The 18,505-nt window shown below is 64.1% G+C and carries 17 protein-coding genes; 5 read left to right on the top strand and 12 right to left on the bottom strand.

The annotated features are described in order from the left end of the window. Nucleotides 1–3: 3 nt before the first annotated feature. The 5 genes from ABID58_RS04665 to ABID58_RS04645 all read right to left on the bottom strand — a co-directional run bounded on the left by ABID58_RS04665 (nt 4) and on the right by ABID58_RS04645 (nt 4,646). On the bottom strand, nt 4–852 hold the full coding sequence (locus ABID58_RS04665) for an ABC transporter ATP-binding protein (RefSeq protein WP_354031717.1): 849 nt from the start codon (nt 850–852) through the stop codon (nt 4–6). After that, nucleotides 849–1,841, bottom strand: coding sequence for an ABC transporter substrate-binding protein (locus tag ABID58_RS04660; RefSeq protein WP_187434592.1), 993 nt, complete (start codon nt 1,839–1,841; stop codon nt 849–851). The genes ABID58_RS04665 and ABID58_RS04660 overlap by 4 nt, the downstream gene beginning before the upstream one ends. Before the next feature lie 46 nt (nt 1,842–1,887). Further along, nucleotides 1,888–2,697: an ABC transporter permease gene (locus tag ABID58_RS04655; RefSeq protein WP_354031716.1), complete on the bottom strand. Its 810-nt coding sequence runs from the start codon at nt 2,695–2,697 to the stop codon at nt 1,888–1,890. A gap of 235 nt (nt 2,698–2,932) precedes the next feature. Further along, complete coding sequence (locus ABID58_RS04650; RefSeq protein ID WP_354032168.1) at nt 2,933–3,592, bottom strand: TetR/AcrR family transcriptional regulator; 660 nt, start codon at nt 3,590–3,592, stop codon at nt 2,933–2,935. Between the two features lie 205 nt (nt 3,593–3,797). After that, complete coding sequence (locus ABID58_RS04645) at nt 3,798–4,646, bottom strand: VOC family protein (protein WP_354031715.1); 849 nt, start codon at nt 4,644–4,646, stop codon at nt 3,798–3,800. 208 nt (nt 4,647–4,854) lie between these two features. Between ABID58_RS04645 and ABID58_RS04640 the strand changes: the two genes are divergently transcribed. Together ABID58_RS04640 and rbsK are read left to right on the top strand one after the other, a co-directional pair. Then, nucleotides 4,855–5,748 carry a sugar kinase gene (locus ABID58_RS04640; protein WP_148748972.1) on the top strand — a complete coding sequence of 298 codons (894 nt, stop codon included), beginning with the start codon at nt 4,855–4,857 and terminating at the stop codon, nt 5,746–5,748. A 102-nt stretch (nt 5,749–5,850) separates the two neighbouring features. After that, entirely contained in the window at nt 5,851–6,759 is a 909-nt protein-coding gene (gene rbsK / locus ABID58_RS04635) for a ribokinase (protein ID WP_354031714.1), read from the top strand. A 161-nt stretch (nt 6,760–6,920) separates the two neighbouring features. On the opposite strand, the gene ABID58_RS04630 is transcribed toward rbsK, so the two are convergent. Further along, nucleotides 6,921–8,141 carry an NAD(P)/FAD-dependent oxidoreductase gene (locus tag ABID58_RS04630; protein WP_354031713.1) on the bottom strand — a complete coding sequence of 407 codons (1,221 nt, stop codon included), beginning with the start codon at nt 8,139–8,141 and terminating at the stop codon, nt 6,921–6,923. Between the two features lie 242 nt (nt 8,142–8,383). On the opposite strand from ABID58_RS04630, the gene ABID58_RS04625 reads away from it, so the two are divergent. Next, nucleotides 8,384–9,178: an enoyl-CoA hydratase/isomerase family protein gene (locus ABID58_RS04625; protein ID WP_354031712.1), complete on the top strand. Its 795-nt coding sequence runs from the start codon at nt 8,384–8,386 to the stop codon at nt 9,176–9,178. 9 nt (nt 9,179–9,187) lie between these two features. Here ABID58_RS04625 and ABID58_RS04620 read toward each other — a convergent pair whose 3' ends face one another. The 4 genes from ABID58_RS04620 to ABID58_RS04605 all read right to left on the bottom strand — a co-directional run bounded on the left by ABID58_RS04620 (nt 9,188) and on the right by ABID58_RS04605 (nt 14,041). After that, nucleotides 9,188–10,528, bottom strand: a complete 1,341-nt coding sequence (locus ABID58_RS04620) for a TRAP transporter large permease (RefSeq protein ID WP_354031711.1) — start codon at nt 10,526–10,528, stop codon at nt 9,188–9,190. Then, on the bottom strand, nt 10,525–11,103 hold the full coding sequence (locus tag ABID58_RS04615; protein ID WP_354031710.1) for a TRAP transporter small permease: 579 nt from the start codon (nt 11,101–11,103) through the stop codon (nt 10,525–10,527). Before ABID58_RS04615 ends, ABID58_RS04620 begins: the two co-directional genes overlap by 4 nt. Before the next feature lie 152 nt (nt 11,104–11,255). After that, the gene (locus ABID58_RS04610; protein WP_354031709.1) at nt 11,256–12,263 is read right to left on the bottom strand and encodes a TRAP transporter substrate-binding protein; all 1,008 of its coding nucleotides are present in this window, start codon (nt 12,261–12,263) and stop codon (nt 11,256–11,258) included. 59 nt (nt 12,264–12,322) lie between these two features. Continuing rightward, nucleotides 12,323–14,041 (bottom strand): IlvD/Edd family dehydratase, encoded by a 1,719-nt coding sequence (locus tag ABID58_RS04605; protein WP_354032167.1) that lies wholly within the window; start codon nt 14,039–14,041, stop codon nt 12,323–12,325. A gap of 172 nt (nt 14,042–14,213) precedes the next feature. Between ABID58_RS04605 and ABID58_RS04600 the strand changes: the two genes are divergently transcribed. Continuing rightward, nucleotides 14,214–14,891 carry a GntR family transcriptional regulator gene (locus ABID58_RS04600; RefSeq protein WP_354031708.1) on the top strand — a complete coding sequence of 226 codons (678 nt, stop codon included), beginning with the start codon at nt 14,214–14,216 and terminating at the stop codon, nt 14,889–14,891. A gap of 15 nt (nt 14,892–14,906) precedes the next feature. On the opposite strand, the gene ABID58_RS04595 is transcribed toward ABID58_RS04600, so the two are convergent. Then, nucleotides 14,907–15,731: an NAD-dependent epimerase/dehydratase family protein gene (locus ABID58_RS04595; protein ID WP_354031707.1), complete on the bottom strand. Its 825-nt coding sequence runs from the start codon at nt 15,729–15,731 to the stop codon at nt 14,907–14,909. Nucleotides 15,732–15,822: 91 nt separating this feature from the next. Between ABID58_RS04595 and ABID58_RS04590 the strand changes: the two genes are divergently transcribed. Then, nucleotides 15,823–16,791, top strand: a complete 969-nt coding sequence (locus ABID58_RS04590; RefSeq protein WP_354031706.1) for an SMP-30/gluconolactonase/LRE family protein — start codon at nt 15,823–15,825, stop codon at nt 16,789–16,791. Nucleotides 16,792–16,966: 175 nt separating this feature from the next. Here the strand turns inward: ABID58_RS04590 and ABID58_RS04585 are convergent, their stop codons facing one another. Beyond that, nucleotides 16,967–18,397 carry an aldehyde dehydrogenase family protein gene (locus ABID58_RS04585; RefSeq protein ID WP_148748983.1) on the bottom strand — a complete coding sequence of 477 codons (1,431 nt, stop codon included), beginning with the start codon at nt 18,395–18,397 and terminating at the stop codon, nt 16,967–16,969. Nucleotides 18,398–18,505 lie beyond the last annotated feature (108 nt).

Here is an 18,505-nt window from a genome sequence, read left to right as displayed (position 1 = left end):
GTTTTAGTCCAGCGACCCCTGTGAGAAAAAATGCTTGCGGATGCGTTGCACGAGCTCGGTGAAAACAGGATCGGCCATCACGTCGAGCGAGCGCGGGCGCGGCAGCGGCACGTCGTAGATCGCAGCGACCGCACCGGGCCGCTCGGTCATCACCAGCACGCGGTCGGCGAGGAACACGGCCTCCGGAATCGAATGCGTGATCAGGAGCACCGTCTTCCTGGTCTCGCGCTGGATTCGCATCAGCTCGACATTCATGCGCTCGCGCGTCAGCGCATCGAGTGCGCCGAACGGCTCGTCCATCAGCATGATCTTGGGATCGTGCACCAGCGCGCGGCAGATCGAGGCCCGCTGCTGCATGCCGCCGGAGAGCTGCCAGGGCAGTTTCTTCTCGAACCCCTCAAGCCCGACCAGCTTGAGCAGCGCCTTGGCGCGGACGAGATATTCGTCCCGGGCGAGACGCTTCATGTCGATCGGCAGCATCACGTTGGAGAGGATATTGCGCCAGGGCAGCAGCAGCGCATTCTGGAAGACGATGCCGACATTACCATGCGGCTTCGTCACCTTCTCGCCTTCAACCAACACCTCGCCAGCGGTCGGCGGCAGCAACCCCGAGATCAGCTTGAGCAGCGTGGACTTGCCGCAGCCGCTTGGGCCGACCACGACGAAAAACTCGCCGTCGTTGATGTGGAAGTCGAGCGGCCGCAGCGACGGCACATCGCCGTCGCGCGTCCGGTAAGTCTTCGAGACGCCTGAGAGCTTGATGCCTGGCGTCCCGCCGGCAGCCCGGTCGCTCACCAGTCTCAGATGCGCGGCCGGCTGCACGGTTTCACTGGTTACTGCGGCTTGCTTCACGTGCCACTCTTCGGCAGGTAATCGTTCGTGTAGAACGCCTTCGGGTTCTCCTTGGCCTTGGCATCGAGCCCGCCATATTCGACCATCAGATTGACCGTATCCGTCATGTTCTGGTCGGTGACCTGGAACGGCCGCTTGCTCTTGGTCTCGGCCGTCCGGTAGAGCGGAATGGTCAACTCAAAGCCCTGCGTCAGCGTGTCGATCTTGCCGCCCTTCGGGTTGGCATCGAGGATCGACTGCGCCGCTGCCTTCGGCTCCTTCTCGGCGGCTTCGACGGCCTTGGTCGTCGCCGACATGAAGCGGCGGACGAGGTCGGCATTGGCCTTCACATAGTCGGAATTGGCGATGAGGCCGGAGGAGACCATGTTGATGCCGTAGTCGGCAAACTTGATCGGATAGACGTCCTTGCCGGTGGCGTCCTTGATCTTCATCGACTGGTCCATGACGTATCCGAGCAGCAGATCAGCCTGGCCGTTGATGACGGCGTTGAGCTTGGTCTGGCCGTCACCGGCAACGGTGGTGAAGTCGCTTTCCTTCAGGCCGGTCTTCTTCAGGAACAGCGGCCAGATCTGGGTCATGGAGTCCGCCGGCGTGATCGCGACCGTCTTGCCCTTGATGTCTTCCGGCTTCCTGATGTTCTTGTCGACGAAGCCCATGGCGGACATCGGGCTGGTCTGCAGCAGCACGCCGGTCGCGATCACAGGCGCGCCCTTGATCGCGGCGCGCATCATGGTGGGAACGTCGACATAGCCGAAATCGGCGGTCTTGGCCGCGACAGCCTGCGTGGTCGCAGCCGAACCGCGGCCTTCCTGGATCTCGAGGTCGATGCCCTCGGCCGCGTAAATGCCCTTGGCCTTGCCGTAGTAGAACGGCGCGTGCTCGCCATAGACGTACCAGTTCAGCATCAGCACGACCTTGTCGGCCGCCTGCGCCGGCATGGCCGCAAACACCATCAGCGCTGTTGCTACAGCCCCAATCCACCGCTTCATCGTCATTCTCCCTTGTCGTTATGTTTCGGCCGTTGGTGGCCGTTGCTTAAGAGGCGAAAATCACGTCTTCGCGCTGGCTGACATGCCAGGGAATAACCAGCTTCTCGATCCGGTCGACGATCCAGAACAGGATGACGCCGAGCAGCGCGAGGATGACGAGGGCAGCGAACATCGTCGGCAGGTCGAAGGTGCCGATCGAGCGCTGCATCACATAGCCGATGCCGGAATTGGAGCCGACGAACTCGCCGACGACGGCGCCGACCACGGCGAGCGTCACCGACACTTTCAGGCCGGCGAAGATCGCCGGCAGCGCATGCGGCAGGTTCACCGCGCAAAACACCTGGAAGCGGCTGCCCTGCATGGCGCGGGCGAGATCGACCATGTCGGGGTCGACCGACTTGAAACCCTGCACCGCCGAAACCACCACGGGAAAGAAGCCGAGCAGGAAGGCCGAGATCACTTTTGGAATGATACCGAAGCCGAACCACACCACGAACAGCGGCGCGATCGCGATCTTCGGCACGGATTGGGAGAACACCAGGAGCGGATAGACATAACTCTCCACTGTCTTCGAACCCGCGATCAGCATCGCGACGGGAATGCCGAACAATGCGGACAGCAGGAAGCCGCAGACAGTCGCATAGGTGGTCGGCCAGCACTGGCGCAGCAGTTCCGGCCAGTCGGTGCGCAGCACCGCGACGACGTCGGCGGGCGACGGGATCTGATAGGCCGGGATCTTGAACAGCCGGATTGCGAGATCCCAGGCCACGACGATGAAAACCAGAAACAGAAACGGCCGCACCCAGGCCGCATTCAGCACCTTGGACACCGCACCTTGCGGCTTCAGCTCAGCCACGCCTCACTCCCGGCATTTTTTTCGTTCGGGGAGAAATTAACCCGTTGGATAAATACTGTCCAGAGCTTTCCCTGTGACGTTTTGCGCCGGGTTCCGCGCCACACCCTCGGCGTCATTCCCCGCGAAGGCGGGGAATCCAGTACGCCGCGGCATCTCCGTATCCCATCAGCGTCTCTGGAATACTGGATCGCCTGCCTTCGCGGACGATGACAGCGGTGATTGAGGAAACAACGGGCTAAACCGTCTGCGCCACCGCCGTGCGCGACTTCGGCGCCTTGGCAATCTCGAACAGCGCGGCGGTCTGCCCCGTCAGCGCGGCCAGCACGAGACCGACCATGTGCGCAAGCCGCTCGTCCTTGGCGTCCTTGGCGAGCAGGTCGCGACCGAAGATCACGCTGAGCGTCGCCGAGTTCGAGAGGTAGAAGAAGCAGAGGCCCGCGATCGAGATGTAGAGCTGCACCGGATCGACCGCGACCTGGAAATCGCCGCTCTCGACGCCGCGCCGCACCACGGTGCGGATCATCTCGACGAAGGGCGAGTGCATCGACTTGACCTTGGTCGAGCGCTTGAGGTGTTTTGCCCGGACGAGGTTCTCGGTCTGGAGCAGTGACAGGAATTCGGGGTTGCGCAGGAAGTAACACCAGGTGAACCCGATCAGCCGCTTGATCGCCTCGGGCGGATCGAGATGTTCGAGATCGAGCCCCCGCTCCTCGCTGCGGATCTTGTCATAAGCGCCTTCCAGCACCGCGAGATAGAGGTCGTCCTTGTTGCCGACGTGGTAGTACAGCATGCGCTTGTTGGCGCCGGCCTTGGCCGCGATCCGGTCGACGCGCGCGCCGGCGAGCCCGTGAGCGGAAAATTCCTGCTTGGCAGCCTCGAGAATGCGCAGCCGCATCCCTTCGGGATCGCGCTGCCATTTCAGAGTTCGCTTTGCCTTCGCTGTCGCCAAACCGGTGCTCGCTGGGTGATCTCGGTACGTCCTCTACCACGCACTCGCCGTCATTGCGAGGAGCCCTTGCGACGAAGCAATCCAGACTGTCACCACGGAGGCAGCCTGGATTGCTTCGCTGCGCTCGCAATGACGAAGGAGGGACTGTCCCCTAGTCCGCCGGCTTCGGCGCGCGCTCCAGCAGCACCGTCTGGATTCCGCAGGTGCCGCTCCGCACCGTCAATATCCGCGTGCCCGGCTTGCGGCCGCTGCGGACTTCGGTGACGTCGAGGCCGGCGGCGAGCAGGCGGGCGCGGGTGGCGTCGATGTCGGCGACGCGCCAGCTCAGGCCCCAGAGACGGTCGTGCTGGGAATCCCCGCCTGCCACCGGGCGGCGCACCACCTCGACGATGAGATCGCCGCAGCGGAAGAACATCAACTGCCCCCAGTCGTGGTGGGAGCGGTCGAGCGCCAGATCGAGCCCGAGCCGTGCGCCATAGAGTGCGGCGGCGCGATCGGAATCCTCGGTGGTGATCACGACATGGTCGAGCCCGTCGATCGGCGCGATTTCGGTCGCGGCCGACTTCGGACGCTCCTCGGCGAGCTCGAGGAAGAACATGCGCACGCCCCGCGTCAGCTCGGTCGCGGCCCGCGTGCGTTTCCAGTGCAAGGCTGCACCGCTCGCATCGTCGCTGCTCTCGACCTCGGCGATCGGCTCGGGCTTGAGCGCCACTCGCTCCAGCCGCCGGTGCAGCTTGCTCATGTCTGCGACACGAAAGCACAGGCTGGCGAGCATGCCCTCCCGGTCGTCGAGTAGCGCGCGCATCCGGTCGGCGGTCGCGGTGAAGCCGCTCGGCGCCATCAATTCGATGGTCATGTTGTCGAGGGTGAACAGCACGCGGTCGGCGCCCTCGCCGGAGTTCTGCCAGGCCGGCGCGCGCCCCAGGAGCGTCTGATAGGCGGCCTTGGCCGCACCGATATCCTTGACCAGAGCGACGACGTGATCGAGGCCGGTGATCATGTTTGTCCCTTTTGATCGACCTGGAACCAGGAGCGGGAAAACGGCATTTGTCCGGGCTTGGCATGGGCCTGACATGGTCGTATTCCGGCGTTATGCCGACCTCAAGCGCTCCGGGGCGATTTTGCGAATAATTTCAGCGTCCCCGAAGCGGAACCGGTGTTAGAGTAAGCCCGCCGGCCGGGACCACCAAGCGCATCACGGACAAGCAATGCAGGCTCTCTTTATCGGACAGACCTATATCGACGTCGTCTTCATTACCGACCACATGCCGACCGGCGACGAAAAGCACGTGGCAACCGACTACGCGGTTTCTTTCGGCGGCAACGCTGTCACGGCGGCGTTCTGCTGCGCCAAGCTCGGCATCGTTCCGGATCTGATCGCCACCGCGGCCAATGACTGGCTAGGGCGCATGTTCCAGGACATGTGCGCGAAATACGCGATCTCGCTGCACGGGCGGAAGGTGAACCAGTCCTCGCTCTCCTTCATCATGCCGAAGGACGGCAAGCGCGCCATCGTCCGCTGTCGCGACGACGAGCACATCCACCCTTTTCCGATGCTCAACCTCGGCGGCTGCCGTGCGCTGCATGTCGACGGCCATCAGCCGGACGCCGCGATTCACTACGCAAAGGTCTGCCGCGAGGCCGGCATTCTGACCTCGCTCGACGGCGGCGGCCTGCGCACCAACACCCATGAGCTGCTCGAATACATCGACGTCGCCATCGTCGCCGAGCGGCTGTGCGAGCAGATGGATCTGACGCCGGAGAAGATGCTCGACTACCTCAAGGGCCGCGGCTGCAAGATCGGCGGCATCACCATGGGTGAGAAGGGCCTGCTCTGGTACAACGAGACCGGCACCGTCGAGACCATGCCGGCGATGCCGATCCCGCGCGAGCGCGTGATCGACACCAACGGCGCCGGCGACGTCTTCCACGGCGCCTATATCTATTCCTACCTCGCGCATCCCGGCAAAAGCTGGCGCGAGCATTTTGACTTCGCCCGCGCCGCCTCGACCTTCAAGATCCAGCGCCTCGGCAACGAGGCCGGCCTGCCGACCCTTGTGGACATCGCCAAAGTCAGGCACGAATTCGAAGCTAGGGTCTAAGGATTCTTTGTTTGAGCATGATCTCCGCGCAAACGCGCTCCGCGTTTGTCGGGAGGGAGAACCGCTTCACACTTTTCGGGATCATGCTTGAGAGGGCATATCATGGGGCGCGTCTTCGTAGCCGGCAGCATCAACATGGATGTGGTGGCGACCGCCGATCGCCACCCCAGGGTCGGCGAGACCGTCGCGGGTCGGCAGGTGCTGTATTTTCCGGGCGGCAAGGGTGCGAACCAGGCCGTGGCCGCGTCACGGCTCGGCGCGAAGACCACGCTGATCGGGCGGCTGGGCACGGATTCGTTCGGGGCTGAGCTCAGGACGTTTCTTAACGCTCAGGGCATCGATCCCGGCGCGATCAAGGAGACGCCCGGGACACACACCGGCACCGCGATCATCACGGTCGCAGCCTCCGACAACACCATCATCGTCATTCCCGGCAGCAATGGGCTGGTCAGCGCGGATGACGTTGCGGATACGCCGCTGGCGAAGGGCGATGTCGCCGTCAGCCAGTTCGAGATCCCGCTGCCCACCATTGCCGCCTTCTTCCAGCGCGCGCGCGCGGCGGGCGCCACCACATTGCTGAATCCTGCCCCGGCGCAAAAGATGTCGAGCGATCTGCTCGCGCTAGTCGATATCCTGGTGCTGAACGAGACCGAGCTTGGTTTCCTTGCAGGCACCGAGCTCACCGACAGCGACGAGGCTGCAAGGATCATTGCGGTGGCACGAAAACTTCAGGCGCGCGCGGACCAGACAATCTGCATCACGCTCGGCAAGCGCGGCGTGCTCGCACTCGCTGCCGCCGAAGAATTCGCGGTGGCGGGACGCGTGGTGAAGGCGGTCGACACCACCGGCGCCGGCGATTGCTTCGTCGGCGCGCTCGCATCACAGCTCGCTGAGGGCGCCGCCTTGCGCGCAGCCCTCGCCTTCGCCAACGCCGCCGCATCGATCAGCGTGCAGCGCATGGGCGCCGGGCCGTCAATGCCGACAGCCGCGGAGGTGGCGATGATTCTGTAGGTCCCTCTTCACCTCGCCCCGCTTGCGGGGAGAGGTCGGATTGCATCGAAGATGCAATCCGGGTGAAGGGGAGCCTCCGCGAGTCCAACTGTCACAGTATGCGCGGATAGAGCCCCTCACCCCAACCCTCTCCCCGTAAGAACGGGGAGAGGGAGAGAGCCTCACGCCAGCGCGCTCTTCAGGTCAAAGCTCTCATCCGCCGCCTGTTCCGGCGTGATCGAGCGATTCATGGCCTGCAACCTTCGGCCGAACATGTGATCGCCGGCGCGGTTGATCGATTCGATGCCGAGCAGCCGGTCGCCGTGGTAGCAGAACGCAGAGAACGCCTTTTTGGCGGGATCGCCGCGCAGCACGACGCGATCGTAGCCGGTGGTGAGACCTGCGATCTGGAGCTTGTCGTCGCCCTGGTCGCTCCAGAACCAGGGATGGCCGTCATAGGGCTTCTTGTCGCCGGTCAGCCGCGCGGCGAGGCAGCGGGCATGGTCGGTGGCGTTCTGCACCGATTCCAGCCGCAGCGAGCCGCCGAAGCGCGGGCTCGCGAACAGCGCGCAGTCGCCGACCGCGGAAATGTTAGGGTCGGATGTCGAGAGATATTCGTCGACGATAATGCCGGCGGCAACCGGCAGCCCCGCCTCGGCCGCCAGCTCGATATTCGGCAGCACACCGACGCCGACCACGACGAGATCGGCCGGCAGATGTCGGCCGTCGCTGAGACTGACGCCGGTGACCTTGCCGTTCTCGGCCTCGATCGACGTTGCCTGCACGCCGAGGTGAATGCGAATGCCGGCCTCGCGATGCCGCGCTTGAAAATACTCCGAGACCTCCGCCGTCACCGCGCGCGCCATCACGCGCGGCGCAAGCTCGAGCACGTCGACCTCGAGCCCCTTGATCCGCGCGGTCGCGGCGAATTCGAGGCCGATGAAGCCGGCGCCGATCACCACGACCCGCGTCTTTGACGGAATGATCTTTCGCAGCGCCTCGCTCTCGTCGAGGATGCGCAGATATTTCACGTCGGACAGATTGGCATTGGGCAGATCGAGCAGGCGGTTGCGCGCGCCCGTCGCCAGCACGAGATGGCCATAAGACAGCGTCTCGCCGGATGCGAGCAGCAGCTTGCGCCCCGCGCGGTCGATCGACACGGCGCGGCCCGCGATCAGCTCGATGGTCTGGTCCCGGTAAAATTTCTCCGGCCGGAACATCAGGCTCTCCGGCCCGGCGGAGCCCTTGATGTAGGCCTTGGACAAAGGCGGCCGCTGATAGGGCAGATGCGCCTCGTCATTGATCAGGCAGATGCGATCCGAAAAACCCGCCTGCCGCAGGGATGCCGCGGTCTGATAGCCACCATGGCCGGCACCGACAATGATCACGGGACCATCCGTCATTGGACAGCCCATTTCCGCAAGACACGAGCGTCACCCATGTCGTCTCCTCTCTCGCTGATATTGGCTTGGCTAGCCTTGCGAGGAGCCGGCGCTCGTGTCCGTCCCTAAACGAAGGCGGCCCCATTTGAGCCGATCATTTCGCCCGACGCAAGGCCCTATGCAGGGCACTGGCGGCCAGGGATTGTCACCCCTCGCCTTCTGCGATTTAGTTGTGGCAACGAACCTCATGCCGGGGATTTCCGATGCCAGCTCCCGTCTCCCAACCCGATGATCCCGCCCTGCTGCGGATCGAAGGCCCGATCGCAACCATCACGCTCAATCGCCCCGCCGCCTTCAACTCGATCAACCTGGCGATCGCGCAGAAGCTCAAGCAGCTCGCGGCCACCATCGAGGGCGACGACGCGATCAGGGTCGTGATCCTTGAGGGCGAGGGCCGCGCCTTCTCCGCCGGCGGCGATCTGCAGACGATTGGCGCGGCAGCCGAGGCCAACACGGTGACGCCGGTGGTCGGCGAGCTGCTCAAGCACTACCATGCCTTCATCGAGATCATCCGGCGCATGCCAAAGATCTCGCTGTCGAGCGTGCACGGCTCGGCGGCCGGCGCCGGCATGGGCCTCGCCTTCGTCACCGATCTCTGCATCGCCGCCGAGGACGCGAAGTTCACGCCGGCCTATGCCAAGATCGGCGTCTCGCCGGATGGCGGCTCGACGGTCGGGATCGTCGGCACGGTCGGCGCGCGCCGCGCGCTGCAGATCTTTCTGACCGAGGATAATTTTTCGGCGCAGCAAGCCCTTGAATGGGGCCTCGTCGCCAAGATCGTTCCCGCGACCGAGCTGAAGGCCGCGACGCGGCAGCTTGCCGAGCGGCTGGCGCAGAACGCGCCGGCAGCGATCGCCGGCACCAAGTCGCTGGTCTACGCGGCTGCCACCACGCCGGTGAAGCAGCAGCTCGACGCCGAGGAGCACAAGATCATCATGGCGATGAACACGGAGGAGTTTCGTGTCGCCGTGAAGAAGTTCACGAGCAAGAGCAAGTAGCCGCGGCACTCACTTGGGACAGATGTAGCCGGTCCCCGCCGGCGACTTGAAGCAGCCGACCGATTCCGGCAGCACGTGCTGCGGCAGCCACAGCACCACGTTCGGGAAGTAGATCGCGAACGCAATGGTGGCGAAGAACACGACATAGATCGGCAGCGCCGCGCGTAGCGCTTTTGCAAAGCTGACGCCGACGAATTTGGACGCCATCAGCAGCACCAGGCCATAAGGCGGCGTGATCAGGCCGAAGGCGAGCGTCGCGATCAGCACCACGCCCATGTGGACGCCGTTGATGTCGCCGGCTTCGGTCAGCGTGTTGACCAGCGGCATGAAGATGATGATGGTCGGTACCGGCTCGATGAAATCGCCGACCACGGTGAATAGCAGCACCATCAGCAGCATGATCAGATGCGGGTCGTTGCCCGCGATCGAAGTGATCATGTCGGCGATGTAGCTCGCGCCGCGCAAATAGGCGAGCATCCAGCCGAAGGCGTTGGCGGCGCCGATGGTGATCAGCGGCAGCGAGAAGATCAGCCCGGCGAGGCAGAAATCGTAGGGAATCTTCCTGAAATGCCCGCGGTTGAGGGCGGGGATCACGACCAGGACGATCCAGGCCACGGCGACGACGCCTGCTTCCGTCGGCGTGAACCAGCCGGTCAAAATGCCGCCGAGCAGGATCACCGGGATCATCAGCGGCAGCGCCGCATCGCCGGCGGCGAACACGATTTGCCGCAGCGGCGCGCGCGGCTTGCGCAAGCCCGAGGGGCCGAAGAAATAGCAGTAGATCATCAGGCCGAAGCCGATCATCAGGCCCGGCACCACGCCCGCCATGAACAGGCCGGCGATCGAGACGTTGCCGACCGCACCATAGACCACCGCGGTGATGCTCGGGGGCACGAGCGCCGCAATGGTCGAGGCCGACGCGATGATCGCGGCGATGAAGGCGGGCTCGTAGCCCTCGCGCTTCATCGGCCCACCCAGCGCGCGGCTCATCACGGCGACATCGGCCGTAGTCGACCCCGACATTTCCGAGAAGAACATGCTGAAGACGACCACGACCTGCGACAGGCCGCCTCTGATGTGCCCGACCAGCGACACTGAGAGGTTGGCTATTCGCACCACCACATTGGCCGAGCTCATGAGCTCGCCGACCAGCAGGAAGAAGGGAATCGCCAGCAGCGCCTCGGAGTCGACGCCGTCGAAGATTTTCTGGATGATCGCGGCGAGCGAGACGTCGGACAGGATCGCACCGATGAATACGCCGGCCATCAGCGAGAACGGCACGGGCACGCCGAGGTAACCGAACGACAGGAAGCAGATCGACATCAACGCCAGGACAATGGGTGCGCTCACGGCTGCGCCCTCATTTGCGCTTCGGTGACGACGGGCGCAGCGTCCTCGTCCAGCGGCTCCGGATGGTCAAAACCGTTGCGCAGACCGTTGACGAGCTGCTCGATGGTGAACAGGCCGACCAGGACGCCGGATAGCGGAATTATCGCGTAAAGCGAGGCAATCGGCGTGCCCGACGGCAGGCGGAAGCTGCCGAAGCCGCGCAAATAATTCTGGTAGCCGTACCAGATCAGGCAGAAGGCGACGCCGAGCACGATGAGACGGATGATGATTTCGACGATGATCCTGGGCACGCCATGCATCGCCTCGGAAATCGCGGTGAGATAGAGGTGATCGTTGCGGCGGGTCGCAACCGCGGTCCCGATGAAGATCGCATAGATGAACAGCGTCGAGGTGACTTCCTGCAGCCACAGCCAGGGATGGCCGATGGTGCGGGTGACGATGTCGGCGGTGACCGACAGCGAGAAGCCGAAGCACAGCACGCCGCAGAGGATCATCAGCGCGAGCTCGAGCCAGTCGAGCCAGCGCCATTTCAGGTGGCGCTGGCGTTGCAATACGAGCTTGTCGGCGATGGCCATTGTTACCCTCGTCGTCCCGGCGAAGGCCGGGACCCATAGCCCCAGCTGCTCATTGTGTTAGCGAGTTGACAGCTATCCCCCCAAAGCGCCGCCGCGGAGTAGAGGTCCCGGCCTTCGCCGGGACGACGCGGAGAAGCGCCTGCGCGCGGGGTCTACTTGATCGACCGGATCAGGTCCTTGACCTTCACCGCGTGCGGGCCGAGCTCCTTGGCGAGCTTGTCGAGATAGGGATCGGCGATCGCAATGAAGCCGGACTTGTCAACATCGGGAACGATCTTGACGCCGATCGATTTCAGCTTGACTTGCGATTGATGCTCAAGCTCGATCGCCTTGGCGGGCTGGGTCTTGTTGACCTCGTCGGCGGCGGCCTGCACCCAACCCTGCTGCTCTGGCGTGAGGTTGTTCCAGAGCTTGTCGCTGACCCAGACCAGACTGTTGTTGGCCTCATGCTCGGTCATCGAGAGCACCGGCGCCACTTCATAGTGCTTGTTGGCGAGGTAGACGTTGACGCCATTCTCGGCGACATCGACCACGCCGGTTTGCAGAGAAGTGTAGACGCTGCCGAACGGCATGTGCACGATCTGGGCGCCATAGGCCGGGAACATTATGTCCTCGGTCGGCGTCGCCTGCACCCGCACCTTGAGGCCCTTCATGTCCTCGACCTTCTTGATCTCCCGTTTGGAATACATGTTGCGCAAGCCAAGCGTCGCCAGCGCGATGACATGAGTGCCCTGAACTGTCTCTGCAATCATCGCTTTGACCGCATTTGCCACCTCGGGATTCGCTATCGCCTTGATGAGATGGTCTTCCGAGCGGAACAGGTAGTGCATTGACATAACGCCTGCCTGGGGCGAGAGCGTCGCGGCGTTCGCAGACGATGAAATACAGAACTCGATATCCCCCGCCTTGACGAGCTGCAACACCTGCGGCTCCTGCCCGAGCTGCGCGCCGGGATACTGGTCGATCAACATCGTTCCTTTGCTCAGCGCCTTGAGCTTCTCGCTGAAGATGTCGCCGAGGATTCCATAGCCGGTGATCTTGGGCTGGTCATAGGCGAAGCGATAATGCTTCACCTCCTGCGCCCCGGCGCCCGTGACGAAGAGAACAGCGGCCGTTGCCGCCAGCCGATGTAAGAATCTTGGCATCGATCGTTCAATCATCGTTTCCCCCTGTTTATCGCTCGCCGCTTTAGCGGTCTGAGCGTTCGTTCGGGTGGTTATCACCCCTTCTCGGTCTTCTTCCCAGCCCTCTGCATGAAATCGAAGTCGCAGCCCTCGTCGGCCTGCATGATGGTCTCGTTGAACAGCCAGGCATAGCCGCGCCGCGCTTCATCCGGCGCTGCGGCCGGCTTCAGCGCGGCGCGCCGACGCTCCAGCTCGGCGGCATCGACCAAAAGCTCAATGCTGCGCCTGGCCACATCGAGTTGAATTTTGTCGCCGTTCTTCACCAGCGCCAGCGGGCCGCCGACCGCGGATTCCGGCGTGATGTGCAGGACGATGGTGCCGAACGCGGTACCGCTCATGCGCGCATCCGAAATGCGCACCATGTCCTTGGTACCATTCCGTGCGAGCTTCTTCGGGATCGGCAGATAGCCCGCCTCGGGCATGCCGGGCGCGCCCTTCGGGCCGGCATTGCGCAGCACCAGCACGTCGTCGGCGGTGACGTCGAGATCGGGATCGTCGACCCGCAAGGTCATGTCCTCGACGGATTCGAACACCACCGCGCGGCCCGTATGCTGCAGGAGCTTGGGGCTCGCAGCAGATTGCTTGATGACCGCGCCGCGCGGCGCGAGATTGCCGTGCAGGACGGCAAGGCCACCCTCCTTCTTGATCGGATTGTCGCGCGGACGGATCGCGTCCTGACCCGGCACGTCCTCCGCATTCGCGACGACGTCGCGCAGGCTCGCGCCCGAGATCGTCTTCGCGTCGAGATCGACGAGATCGCCGAGCTGCGCCAGCAGTTTCGGCACGCCGCCGGCGTGATGGAAATGCTCCATGTAGTGCTCGCCGGACGGCTTGAGATCGACCAGCACCGGTACCTCGCGGCCGATCTGGTCGAACACTTCGAGATCGAGCCGGTGCGGCGAGCGATGCGCCATCGCGGTCAGATGGATCAGGCCGTTGGTCGAGCCGCCGATCGCCTGCAGCACGACCTGCGCGTTCTTGAAGGAGGCCGGCGTCAAGAGCTCGCTCGGCTTCGGGCCCTTGGTCTTGGCCATCTCGGCCGCAACCCGGCCGCTCGCCTCGGCCAGACGGAAACGCTCGGCATGCGGCGCCGGAATTGTCGCGCTCATCGGCAGCGACAGGCCCATGGCTTCGATCATGCAGGCCATGGTCGAGGCCGTGCCCATCACCATGCAGGTGCCGACCGACGGCGCCAGGCGGCCATTGACGGCTTCGATCTCGGCATCGTCGATCTCGCCGGCGCGATACTTGCCCCAGAGACGGCGGCAATCGGTGCAGGCCCCTAACACCTCGCCCTTGTGATGACCGACCACCATCGGACCGACTGGAATGACCACGGTCGGCAGGTCGGCGCTGATCGCCGCCATCACCTGCGCCGGGAGCGTCTTGTCGCAGCCGCCGATCACGATCACCGAATCCATCGGCTGAGCCCGGATCATCTCCTCGGTGTCCATCGCCATCAGATTGCGCAGATACATCGAGGTCGGATGCGCAAAGCTCTCGGCGATCGAGATGGTCGGGAACACGAACGGCATCGCGCCCGACAGCATCACGCCGCGCTTGGCGGCTTCGATGATCTGCGGAACGTTGCCGTGGCAGGGATTGTAGTCGCTATAGGTGTTGGTGATGCCGACGATCGGGCGCTCCAGCGCGTCGTCGGAATAGCCCATGGCCTTGATGAACGCCTTGCGCAGGAACAGCGAGAAGCCGGCATCGCCATAGCTCGTCAGACCCTTGCGCAAACCACTCGTCATCATGCCACTCCTTGCTTGCCATTGTGGTACAGCCTGCCCCCTGATTGTCAATAAGACAGGGCCGGATCGCAACGCTTTCTGCTCCTGATGGCGCTCCTGGGCACAAATTATTGACAATCGGGGTTCGCCCTGCTCCACAAGGCGGACCGGCGAGGCGCCGAAGGCTGAGGGCATGTCCGACATTCGCACCGCAGACGCCATGACTATCCGGCGCGACGATCCCGATGACGTCATCGCGCGGCTGGAGGAGGACATCATCTTCGGCCGCCTCGCTCCCGGCGCGCGCCTCACCGAGGACGCGCTGATGTCTGCTTACGGTACCTCGCGGCATTTCGTGCGGCAGGCTCTGGTGGACGCCGAGCGCCGCGGCATCGTCCGCCGCGAGAAGAACGTCGGCGCCACCGTGCGGTTCTATTCCGCCGAGGAGGTCCGGCAGATCTACGAGGTCAGGGAGATGCTGACGCGGCAGGCCGCGCTGATGATCCCCCTGCCCGCGCCGCAAGTCCTGATCGACGAGCTGACCGCCTTGCAACGACAATATTGTGCCAGGGCGGACGTGCAGGATCTGCGCGGCATCCACGAGGCCAACGACGCCTTCCACGTCGCGCTGTTTTCGGCTTGCGGCAATCCCTACCTGGTGCGCTCGCTGCAGGACTATATGAGCCTGACGCTGCCGATGCGCGCGAAGAACCTCGCCGACCGCGAAGGGCTGGCGCAGTCACGGCGCCAGCACGAGTTGATGATCGAGCTGTTGAAGGGCCGCGACAGCTGGGCGCTGGCGCAGCTCTGTGTGGATCACATGCAGTTCAGCAAAGCGGATTATCTGGCAAGGATTGCGGGGGAGAGCTAGCGCCGCCGTTCAAGACTACCGCTTGTTCCAATCGATGATCCGGCTCGTGTCGCCGTCGAACTCGTTGCTGCAGAACGCGCCGCCCTGGTAGTGGTCGCCGACCGGATCCGGCTTCAGCTTGGCCTGCTCGGCCATCGCGTGCGCCACATGATCCTCGGAGCGGCCGGTGGGGCGGTAGCCGAACTCGTAGGCGCGGTGGTTGTCCCACCAGGCGCGCTCGTTCAGCGACACGCCGTAAAAAACTTCGAAATGGATGTCGGGATGCTCGAGCCCGATTTGGCAGAGCTGCACCAGGTCTTCCGGCTTCAGCCAGATCGAGATCCGGCGAAGGTCCAGCGGCACGTCACCGAAATTGCCGATGCGGAGGCAAGTCACCTTCAGGCCGTGCTTATCGGCGTAGAGCGCGCCGAGGGCTTCGCCGAACACCTTGCTGACGCCATAGCGGCCGTCCGGGCGCGCGGTGACGTCGGTATCGATCCTGCGGTGGCGCGGATAGAATCCAACGGCATGGTTCGAGGACGCGAACACCACGCGCTTGACGCCCTTGCGATACGCGGCCTCGAACAGATTATAGCCGCCGATGATGTTGGCCTGGAGGATGTCGTCCCACGGGCCCTCGACCGAATAGCCGCCGAAATGGATGATGCCGTCGACGCCCTCGCAGATCGCCTCGACTTGCGCGAGGTCGGACAGGTCCGCCGCCTTGAACTGCTCGTTCGCCCCGAGATCGGCGGGCGGGCGGATGTCGGAGAGCAGGAGGTCCGGATAGATCGGGGGCAGAAGTTTCCGCAGGCGCGTTCCGATCCCGCCCGAAGCTCCCGTCATCAAGATGCGCGGCATGTCTTTCCTCGTCTATGTCAACCGATTTGCGGCCGTAGATATCTGATGGTAGCAGACTTGGACAGAGGGAACGTCACAACGAGAATTGCACATGAACGATGCATCGTCCCACACTCAAGGCTGGCAGCCGGCGACCTATTACCCCGATCCAGCGATAAAAGCACTGGACCCCCGCTTCGAAAAATACTGGTTGAAACTTTCTGCGGTGGAGCGGCTGGCGACCGGCCTGCGCTGGGCCGAGGGCCCGGTCTGGTTCGGCGACGGGCGCTATCTGCTCTGCAGCGACATCCCGAACCAGCGCATCATCAAATGGGAGGAAGAGACCGGCGCGGTGTCGGTATTCCGAAAGCCCTCCAATTTCGCCAACGGCAACACGCGCGACCGCCAGGGACGGCTGGTCACCTGCGAGCACGGCGGCCGCCGCGTGACCCGCACCGAATATGACGGCGAGATCACGGTGCTGATGGAATCGTTCAACGGCAAGCGGCTGAACTCGCCGAACGACGTCGTCGTCAAGTCCGACGGCTCGATCTGGTTCACCGATCCGACCTTCGGCCTGCTCGGCAATTACGAGGGCTACAAGGCGGACTCCGAGATCGACCCGAACGTCTACCGGCTCGATCCCGCGACGCGCAAGGCGACTGTCGTCGCCGAGGGCGTGCTGGGACCGAACGGGCTGTGTTTCTCGCCGGACGAGAAGGTACTGTACGTGGTGGAATCGCGTGGGCAACCGAACCGAAAAATCCTCGCCTATGACGTCTCGGCGGATGGCACCACGATCTCCAACAAGCGCGTGCACATCGATGCGGGTCCGGGCACGCCGGACGGCATGCGCTGCGACATCGACGGCAATCTGTGGTGCGGCTGGGGCATGGGCGATCCCGAGCTCGACGGCGTCGTGGTGTTCGCGCCCGACGGCGTCATGATCGGCCGTATCGCGCTGCCCGAGCGCTGCGCCAATCTCTGCTTCGGCGGCCTCAAGCGCAACCGCCTGTTCATGGCCGCGAGCCAGTCGATCTACGCGCTGTATGTGAACACGCAGGGGGCGGTGGGGGGATAGGCTTTCGAACTCTCTCCTCGTCATTGCGAGGAGCCCTTGCGACGAAGCAATCCAGACTGCCTCCGCGGAAGGATTCCTGGATTGCTTCGCTTCGCTCGCAATGACGGAGAGAAACGAAACGAAAAACGCCGGAGCGGTTTCCCGTTCCGGCGTCATTCTGTTCAGGCGCTAAAGCCTACGCCGCGTTGAAGCCGGCGACGGCCTTCACCTCGAGGAAGTCCTCGAGGCCGTACTTGCCCCACTCGCGGCCGTTGCCGGACTGCTTGTAGCCGCCGAACGGCGCGCTACGGTCGTTGGGCACGCCCTGGAGGTTGACGTTGCCGGCGCGGATCTGGCGACCGACGCGCTTGGCATCCTCGACTGAAGCGCCCGTGACGTAACCAGCGAGGCCATACGGCGTGTCGTTGGCGATGTGCACGGCGTCGGCTTCGTTCTTGGCGCCGATGATGGTCAGCACCGGTCCGAAGATTTCTTCACGGGCGATCGTCATCTCGGGGGTGACGTCGGCGAAGATGGTCGGGCGGACGTAGAACCCCTTGTTGACGCCTTCGGGCAGGCCCGGGCCGCCGGCGACGAGCGTTGCGCCCTCGTCGATGCCTTTCTTGATGAGGCCCTGGATCTTGTCCCACTGGCCGCGGTTGACGACCGGACCAATGGTGGTGCCTTCGGCGCGGGGATCACCGGCCTTGGTCTTGTCGGCGACAGCCTTCGCGATCGCGGCGACTTCCTTCATCTTCGACAGCGGCACGATCATGCGCGAGGGCGCGTTGCAGGACTGGCCGGAGTTGTTGAACATGTGCATCACGCCGCCGGTCACCGCCTTCTGCAGGTCGGCGCCTTCGAGGATGACGTTCGGCGACTTGCCGCCCAGCTCCTGGCTGACGCGCTTCACGGTCGGCGCCGCGCGCTTGGCGACGTCGATGCCGGCGCGGGTCGAGCCGGTGAAGGAGATCATGTCGATGTCGGGATGCTCGCTCATGGCGGCGCCGACCTCGGGGCCGAGGCCGTTGACGAGGTTGAACACGCCCTTCGGCACGCCGGCTTCATGGAGGATTTCCGCGAAGATCAGCGCCGAGGTGGGCGTGAACTCCGACGGCTTCAGGATCATGGTGCAGCCGGCGGCGAGCGCGGGTGCGACCTTGCAGGCGATCTGGTTGAGCGGCCAGTTCCAGGGCGTGATCATGCCGACCACACCGACCGGCTCGCGCAGCACCATGGCGGTGCCGACCGGCTCCTCGAAATGATAGTTCTTAAGCACGTCGAGCGTTGTCATGAGATGGCCGAGGCCGGCGCCGGCCTGGAGTTTTTCAGCCATCGGCAGCGGCGCGCCCATCTCGTCGGAGACGGCGGCCCCGATCTCCTTGAGACGGCCCTTGTAGACCTCGATGACCTTCGTGAGCAGCGCGACGCGCTCATCGCGGCTGGTCTGGGAGAACGTTGCAAAGGCGCGCTTGGCGGCGGCAACCGCCTTGTCCACGTCAGCCTTGGAGCCCAGCGCAACCTCGTACATCGCCTCTTCCGTCGCCGGATTGACGACCGGGGTGGACTTCTTGACGGCGGGATCGACCCAGGCGCCGTCGATGTAGAATTGCATGCGATTGACCATCGTTAACCTCTTCTTGGGGCTTGGAGGGGGCGTTTCGGCAGGCATCCTTGCACGAAAGCGCCGGCAATTGAACCCGCCATATGCGGGGCCAGCGTTGCGGCGGACGGA

The sequence above is a fragment of the Bradyrhizobium sp. S3.2.6 genome (assembly GCF_040546885.1).
GTDB classification, from domain to species: domain Bacteria; phylum Pseudomonadota; class Alphaproteobacteria; order Rhizobiales; family Xanthobacteraceae; genus Bradyrhizobium; species Bradyrhizobium cytisi.
This window is presented reverse-complemented; position numbering and strand designations above follow the sequence as displayed.